The sequence below is a fragment of the Serratia sp. PF-27 genome, assembly GCF_030053255.1.
GTDB lineage: Bacteria > Pseudomonadota > Gammaproteobacteria > Enterobacterales > Enterobacteriaceae > Serratia > Serratia bockelmannii.
On sequence record NZ_JASGBT010000015.1, the window covers coordinates 1178466 to 1185967 of the forward strand.

5 protein-coding genes and 3 pseudogenes are annotated in these 7502 nt (G+C 49.8%); 4 read left to right on the plus strand and 4 right to left on the minus strand.

Going from position 1 to position 7502, the window contains the following annotated elements:
• Positions 1-113: 113 nt before the first annotated feature.
• Together QMZ29_RS10390 and QMZ29_RS10395 are read right to left on the minus strand one after the other, a co-directional pair.
• The gene (locus tag QMZ29_RS10390) at positions 114-2300 is read right to left on the minus strand and encodes a penicillin acylase family protein (RefSeq protein WP_282994184.1); all 2187 of its coding nucleotides are present in this window, start codon (positions 2298-2300) and stop codon (positions 114-116) included.
• Positions 2301-2432: 132 nt separating this feature from the next.
• A complete protein-coding gene (locus QMZ29_RS10395; protein ID WP_282994185.1) occupies positions 2433-2579 on the minus strand; it encodes a hypothetical protein in 147 nt (48 codons plus the stop codon).
• A gap of 241 nt (positions 2580-2820) precedes the next feature.
• On the opposite strand from QMZ29_RS10395, the pseudogene QMZ29_RS10400 reads away from it, so the two are divergent.
• The 3 genes and pseudogenes from QMZ29_RS10400 to denD form a co-directional block, all read left to right on the plus strand.
• Positions 2821-3001: pseudogene (locus QMZ29_RS10400) on the plus strand (integrase core domain-containing protein); the annotation flags it as partial.
• 798 nt (positions 3002-3799) lie between these two features.
• Positions 3800-5119 carry an MFS transporter gene (locus QMZ29_RS10405; protein ID WP_282994186.1) on the plus strand — a complete coding sequence of 440 codons (1320 nt, stop codon included), beginning with the start codon at positions 3800-3802 and terminating at the stop codon, positions 5117-5119.
• A gap of 17 nt (positions 5120-5136) precedes the next feature.
• On the plus strand, positions 5137-6123 hold the full coding sequence (gene denD, locus QMZ29_RS10410) for a D-erythronate dehydrogenase (RefSeq protein ID WP_282994187.1): 987 nt from the start codon (positions 5137-5139) through the stop codon (positions 6121-6123).
• Between the two features lie 299 nt (positions 6124-6422).
• Here the strand turns inward: denD and QMZ29_RS10420 are convergent.
• Positions 6423-6596: pseudogene (locus tag QMZ29_RS10420) on the minus strand (transposase domain-containing protein); the annotation flags it as partial.
• Positions 6593-6794, minus strand: a pseudogene (locus tag QMZ29_RS10425) (transposase); the annotation flags it as partial. The pseudogenes QMZ29_RS10420 and QMZ29_RS10425, both read right to left, overlap by 4 nt.
• Before the next feature lie 281 nt (positions 6795-7075).
• Between QMZ29_RS10425 and QMZ29_RS10430 the strand changes: the two are divergent.
• The coding region (locus QMZ29_RS10430) for a carboxymuconolactone decarboxylase family protein (RefSeq protein WP_283225767.1) at positions 7076-7502 on the plus strand (427 nt) is incomplete at its 3' end.

Here is a 7502-nt window from a genome sequence, read left to right on the forward strand (position 1 = left end):
CCTTAAGCTCTTCCATTCCCTGATGCCAACTTGAAAGCTCTCCAGATGACCGAGTATAGCAAAGTAATCCCTCCCCCAAGAGTGAAACCTTGAGGAGAGGGCATTATCTGATATTAATTACCTTCAAGAATTAACTGATATTTAGCTTCGCCCGGCAACATCGGCTGAGCATCTTCTTGTGTCCAATTAGAAAAATTATTTAACCACCAAGGACTAAGTGGATTACCACTTTGCCCTGACGGTAAGCTCAGCGTGGCCTGTTGCTCATCTCCAGGGGAAACAACCATTCGCTCAGAGGCCCCAAATGACGGGCGATTCACATGGATAACATTGTTATCCCCTGATAACGGCACGACGGGTGAACGCAAGTAACACCCCACTAACGGCAGTGACTTCGCCAGCGGATGCTCATAATCACTACGATTAACATCGCCCCAGGTCGTATGGCCTGCTGCCATCGCCTGCCAGGCAATATCCAGCGAATGGCGCGTAAAGTCTTCCCAACTGCTATTCCCTTCTGGCACCCATTTTCCCGCATTCATCAGTGAGAATAAGGTTTCATCCCAGCGAGGGTTGGCACGCCGGTAAATTGCCTGCGGCCATTGGCTTGCCAGCTGGCTGTCCAGCTCACTGAAAAGCGTTGAGTAGAGATCATCACGCCAGCGGGCGACGAGTGCATAAGCGGCCGAACCGGCGCTGGCATTGCCATCCCATGAGGCCAGCAGGGTGCGCATTCGTGTGCGGTCAGTGATTTCTCCTTCCTGACGCTGGCCGAGACTATGTAGCAACCAGTCACGCCATGACTGCAGCAACAGCGCCTGATTGTCCAGTTGCAACTCATGCATGCTCTGGACGTTGACAGAGATTTTCGATTTCAGCTTCTGCGAAATAGCAAAAGAACGAACCCCCATGTCCGCTCCACCGTCGCCAAGTTCATCTCCTGTGGTATCAAACAGCAGGCGATTATTCGCGGTAACAATATCAGCTTCTGCAGGATTAACACGCAGTGGGTGGCGGTCAGGGTTAAGAGACCCTGCACGCCACTGACTCTGCGGCGTAGCCTGAAGCGGAAACGTGTTTTGCTGCCCGGGATAAAACCGGTCGGGTAGTGCACCTGCCAGAGTCCAACCAATATTGCCATGACTATCGGCCACCAGGAGATTTTGCACCGGGATCCCCGCGCGTTTCCCCGTCTCTAGGGCAGCATCAACACTTTTCTCTTCACCGATCGCCATCAAGTTAAGGTTAAGTGCTCCAGGTAATTCAATTGCCCATCGCATCGCCATATCACCGAGGGGTGTTGATACCACCGGCCCCCAGTCGCTAGTGCGAACCGTGAATGTTTCCGCCAGACCGTGATTCACCGCCAGTGCGACCTGTTGTGAGCGTATTTTTACACTTTCATCCACGATGACCCAATCGAAGGTATCCACATAACTGTTAGTAAAACCCCAAGCAATATTACCGTTACTTCCACTGAGTAAGAACGGCACACCGGGAAGCGTGATCCCGGCCAGCTTTATCTTTTCATTTTGCTGCACATATTGGATCTGCGCTTGATACCAGATCCCGGGCAACGCTAGCCCAAGATGCATGTCATTCGCCAGAAAAGCTTTGCCATTCCGGGCAATCAGCCAGCCATTGCTTCCTTTCATATCCTCCCCGGTTTTCACCTCGCCAGTACCGCCAGGTTTTCCCCACCAAACCGGTGCAGTACGGGGGATTTCCGATGATACTGGGACATTACCGGAAAGCGGCGTATCCCAGCGACTACCTGTAGGCAGAAGAAAATCGGCCTGTGAAGGATTGTTTCTGGCAATCCATCCACGTGCATATTCCCTGCCAGGTTGAGTACCCTGAAGGTCGAAATACATGGCAGCAATGACCAGCAAGCTGTCTTCATCACGCCATGATTCAGGTGACGTGCGCAATAGCCAGTACTCGAATGGGCGGCTTTTCAGAGCATGTAAGCCAGTATTCACCCCGTCAGTATAGGACGCTAAGCGCTGCCTCTGAGCTTCAGGAAGCACCGATAATTCACGCCGAACCCGTTCACGTAGTTGAAATATCCGTCGCTGCCGATCCATCTTGAGACCGCCTTTACCTACCAGTGCTGCCAGCTCGCCTGCGGCGCTGCGACGCAGCAGATCCATTTGGAAAAACCGCTCCTGACCATGTAAAAAACCGAGAGCAAAATAGGCCGACTGGCTATCTGCAGCAACAATATCCGGCACACCACGTTGATCCCGCATGACCTTCACTTCACCAGTCAGTCCGGATACCTTCAACGTGCCGTCCAACGTGGGCAGACTCTGATGCAATGCCAGCCAGCCATAGCGGGCAGCAGCAGCAATATAAAAATGCCTGTGACCAACCCCAAAACAATCTTACCTGTACGACGATAACCCTTTGACATAAAAACCCCGTATCCCTCAGGCAAAAAGCACCAGTGATGCTGAAGACAGCAATAGAAACGCGCAAATCACATCGATCACTCTGCGTCCGCGGTCATTTCCCTGATTTATCCGTTTTGCCAGCGTCGAACTGACCAGCGTATAGCCGAGCAACACCGCCAGCAAACCCTGCCACTCCTGTTGACAAAACATCCTGGCCAAATACGGCACGGGCATAACACAGTGGTTGCCGACAGCACTCGTCCTGCAGCGGGAGTGTTACATCGCTCAGGTGGAAGGCAAGTGTCTCCAGCAACGGTCCGTCAGTCGTCGATGCTGATACATCGCCTGCCAGCGCCCTGCCGTCCAGTGTGACAGGGGCTATTCAGGCGGGCCATTTCGGCCAGGATAGCCTGTATGGTGTAAGGGTATAGCAGAAAGCTTCGTGAAGACGATAAAGCGGGATTACATCAGCATCATGCCCAAACTGGACAGAGGTGATGAATCTGGCGATGGTGTTCAGTCATTACAACTAATATCATCTACACAGCGCGCTGGGATATCGCTCACCACGGGAATATATATGCAGAAAGTTATCGCAACCGTAAGAGAGAAAATTCGTCTGAGTATATAGGGGAAAATCCAATTAGCTTTACCACTGGAGAGGTTTGATATTCTGATAACAGATACCGAGTTAAGTAAGTCAGGCCACGAAATAATTAGCTCAGGTATCTGGGAATTAACATTGGCAAGTTAAGGCTGATGTGGATAAATATTTATATAGTCCTCACTTATTTGTGCCGGTTGTGTTCAGATCTCATTGCATATGAGATAGTTTTCACTAAACACAGTAATCAGGGTGCTCCCACGATTTAACCTGTTCGGTGTGAAAAGGGACAATCCTGCCGGTTAGAACTGCATGCTTCCCCTTAAAAGACTTATTGTTCAACTGGTAAGTAAGTCATTGCCCGGAAATCATGCTAATTGTGGGTGCCAAAATGTTAAATTTTTAAGCTATCTGCTTTAAAGTCCATGTCAACTGCTCGCACCTGGACAACAGCACTAATATAGCCACACGTTTAACCTTATGAAAATATTAATAATCCCTTCCTAATCATTCGCTCAAACACAATACGAGCTCCTTTTTAAAGCCAGCCAGAACAGGCAACTGTTAATGATAACCTCACAGGTTCGCTACGCCCACCTTTGTTATTAAATGGTAATTATTGATTGCAATTGTGATGAACAACTCAGATCTTAACTTTACACGCAGGTAATCTAACAAAAATTAACAAAGACTCACGACCTATGCTCCCGGCCGCCTGATAGATGTTCAGCCTGACGTTATCTTTGTCGGTTGGAAACAGGAGCTTCATTTGATTCTTCCCTACATGAAGGATGACGTTATGAATGCACAAACATCAGTTCAGACGCTTAGAAGCCATATCACTTATCGGGAAGAAAATGCCTGGAGGCGCGCAGTCTGGCGTATCCTGCCGATTTTGATGGTCAGTTATATTTTTGCTTACCTGGATCGTATCAACGTTGGCATTGCGAAGCTGCAAATGTCCAGCGACCTGGCCTTTTCTGAAACTGTTTATGGCCTGGGAGCTGGCATTTTCTTTATCGGCTTCTTCTGTTTCCAAATCCCCAGTAATATCGTTCTGCAAAAATTTGGTGCACGTCGTTTACTGGCTGCGCTCCTGGTTTGTTGGGCGGTTATTGCTCCGCTGACCGCTTTGGTCTCGACGCCCTTCCAGTTTTATGCTGTACGTTTCATGTTGGGTCTGACTGAATCCGGTTTTTACCCGGGCGTAATCCTTTATCTCTCTTTCTGGTTCCCCTCATACCGTCGCGGAAAAATGTTTGCTTTGTTCGCCGTTGCAGTTCCGCTTTCGGGATTACTTGGCGGACCGATTTCAGGTTGGATCATGGAGCATTTCCATAATATGCATGGTCTTGCTGGCTGGAAGTGGCTGTTCATCCTCCAGGGCTCGCCGTCGTTTTTAGTTGGTTTGGTCGTGTTGATGTTGCTGCCCGATCGCATTAATGATGCTAAATGGCTTAGTGCGGATGAAAAAGCGATCATGGGCGCACGTGTACAAGAGGATGCCGTTGACGATACAACCTCTGAACAGGCAAACTTGGGCACAGTTCTGCGCAACGGGAAACTTTGGCTGCTAACCCTGATTTATTTCTGCCTTATCGCAGGCTTTTATACCGTCAGTTTCTGGCTACCGACGCTTGTTCGTAATGCCGGGGTTAAAGATGTCTTCACAGTAGGTATGCTTACAGCCATTCCTTATGCTGCGGCTATCTTCACGATGATTGTTGCTTCCAGGAGTGCGGATAAACATCGTGAGCGCCGTTGGCATCTGGCTGTTATTGCTGTCATGAGCGGGGTAGGCATGGTTATCTCCGCGCTTTATGCTGACAATCTTTGGATCGCAATGTTCGGTCTGACTTTGGGTACTGCTGGTGGCTTAAGTACACTTCCACTTTTCTGGAGTCTGCCTACCGCATTCCTTAGCGGTACGATGGCCGCTGTGGGTATTGCTCTGATTAACTCTATTGGCAATCTGGCAGGTTTTGTTGCCCCTTATCTGATGGGCATACTGTCAGACCTTACTCATTCAACTCTCACCGGTATGCTGATTATTTCCTGCACGCTGTTTGTGGGTGCCGCGACAATCTTCCTTATCCCTGGTCGCATTGTTAACCGCTAATTCTTACGAGGTAGATTATGAATATTGTCATTACTGGTGCCGCTGGCTTTCTGGGGAAAAAACTGGTTAAGGCCTTACTGAAAAAAGGCTCGCTTCTTAATCGTAAAGGTCAATTAGAGCAAATTTCACAGATTACTGCTTTTGATATCGCAACTCTCACTGACATTAGCGACCCGCGTTTAAATGTAGTCTGTGGTGATATCAGTAACCCGGAGGAACTGGCTAATCTGATTAACGAAAACACCGACAGCGTATTTCATCTGGCGGCAATAGTCTCTGGGCAGGCTGAGCAAAACTTTGAACTCGGAATGAAAATCAACGTAGATGCGGCGCGGCAGATTATGGAGCGCATGCGTGCCCTACCGCAGTGCATACGTCTGGTCACCACCAGCTCAGTGGCGGTATTCGGTGGAAATCTTCCGGAAAAGGTCCCTGATGAACAGGTCTGGATACCACAAAGTTCTTATGGCACACAGAAGGCAATGAATGATCTGCTGCTATCGGATTACAGTCGTCGCGGGTTCCTGGACGGCCGAAGCCTGCGAATGCCAACTATTGTTGTACGCCCGGGTAAACCTAATGCAGCAGCATCGAGCTTCGCCAGCGGGATCATCCGCGAACCACTGAACGGTGAAGAGGCGAATTGTCCCGTAAGTACGGATACACGCCTTTGGCTTATGTCGCCAGACAAAGCCGTCACTGCACTGGTACATGGGCATGAACTTGATAATAAGGAGTTGAATCAGGGTAGGATCATCAACCTTTGTGGTCTTTCCGTAACGGTAGAAGCAATGATTGGCTCACTGCTCCGTATTGCTGGTGATGAGGTCGTCTCACGTATCAGCTTTAAGACTGATCAGGCGATCGTGGACATTGTTAACTCATGGCCTGGTGATTTCCATGCAGACTACGCGCGGCACCTGGGATTTGAAGCTAATGGTTCTTTCGATGAGGTGATCGAGGAATATTTAATAGAGAAAAATGGACTGACCTCACAACCGTAGACAAATTCTGTCCGAACGACTAGGCCTGTTCAAAGGCCTCCTGACTGACGCCATCGAGGTGACTGTGGCGCCGGGACTGGTTATAGAAGACTTCAATGTAATCGAAGATATCGGCCCGGGGCAGATCCCTGACTAGTCCTGATATAGGTTGACACTTTTCGCCCAGATAACACCCGATGATCCTCATCGGGTGTTCTGTATTTTAGCGACAGGTGCGGCCGCCGTGTGTTGTAGAGATTCACCGACTCCCTGACCATCTTTCTGTAAGCGTACAGCGGGAACCGTATTGACAAAGGGTGTCATTCGGCCAATAGCGTGACACGCCAGGGCAGCAGTTCACTGACCCTGTTGACCGGCCAGTCTGCGATGGCATCAAGTACATGCTGGAAGTGGCGCTCTGGATCTACTCCATTCAGTTTGCACGTCCCGATCAGGCTGTACAGCAACGCCCCGCGCTCGCCTCCGTGGTCTGAAGCGCTTCTTTATCCAGCATGGCTTCGGCAAGCAGCTGCTTGAGTCTGGCGTTTTCTACTTCATGCGACTTCAGGCACTTAACCTCGGACACCGCCATACTTCTTACGCCAGATGTAAAAGGTGGCATCGGAAATGGCGTGCTTGCGGCAGAGCTCACGAGCAGAAACCCCGGCTTCAGCCTCGCGGAGAATACTGATGCTCTATTCGTCAGAAAAACGCTTCTCTATGGGGATGTCCTCATGTGGCTGATGAAGGCATTACTAACATCGGAGTGTACTAATCAATGGGGGGCAGGTAACGGTCTTCTTCATCATGGCAAAAGATTGTGCGCACCATGAAGGAGGGGGAAAACAATCTCATCGCTTACTTGCGTCAACAACCCACGGACCCAAAATGCACATTTTTGCTGTGGTTCGGTCACACATCCCTCTTCTCATTCGTCATTTATATGTGTTAACCCGATAAATGAGGAGTTCTTATGACTACGCCAGTGAATACCGACCCTGTCAATCATGCGCAAACCATTGCCAACGTTTTTTCCACGCTGCTGAAAGTGCATGGCGCTATCGACGCGCACAATCTGGAGCGCAAGATCTACCATCTCGTCCTCCTACGCGCTTCGCAAATCAATGGCTGCGGTTACTGTGTCGAGATGCATACCAAAGAAGCGCGCGAGGACGGTGAAACCAACGCTCGTCTGGACAGGCTCGTGGTATGGGAACACGTTGATGATTTCACGCCTCGCGAGCGTGCCGCATTTGCCTGGACAGAAGCATTAACGCGGCTTGAACGCCATACCGAGTATGGCCCACTGCGCGCAGCATTACGCGCGTACTATTCAGAGGAAGAAATCAGCGCGCTAACCGCAAATATCACTATGATAAATTTGTGGAATAGAATTCATA

What these genes read in the sequence shown, in the direction of transcription:
- QMZ29_RS10405 (WP_282994186.1), top strand. Translation starts at nt 3,800, where the DNA reads ATGAATGCACAAACATCAGTTCAGACGCTTAGAAGCCATATCACTTAT.
- denD (WP_282994187.1), top strand. Translation starts at nt 5,137, where the DNA reads ATGAATATTGTCATTACTGGTGCCGCTGGCTTTCTGGGGAAAAAACTG.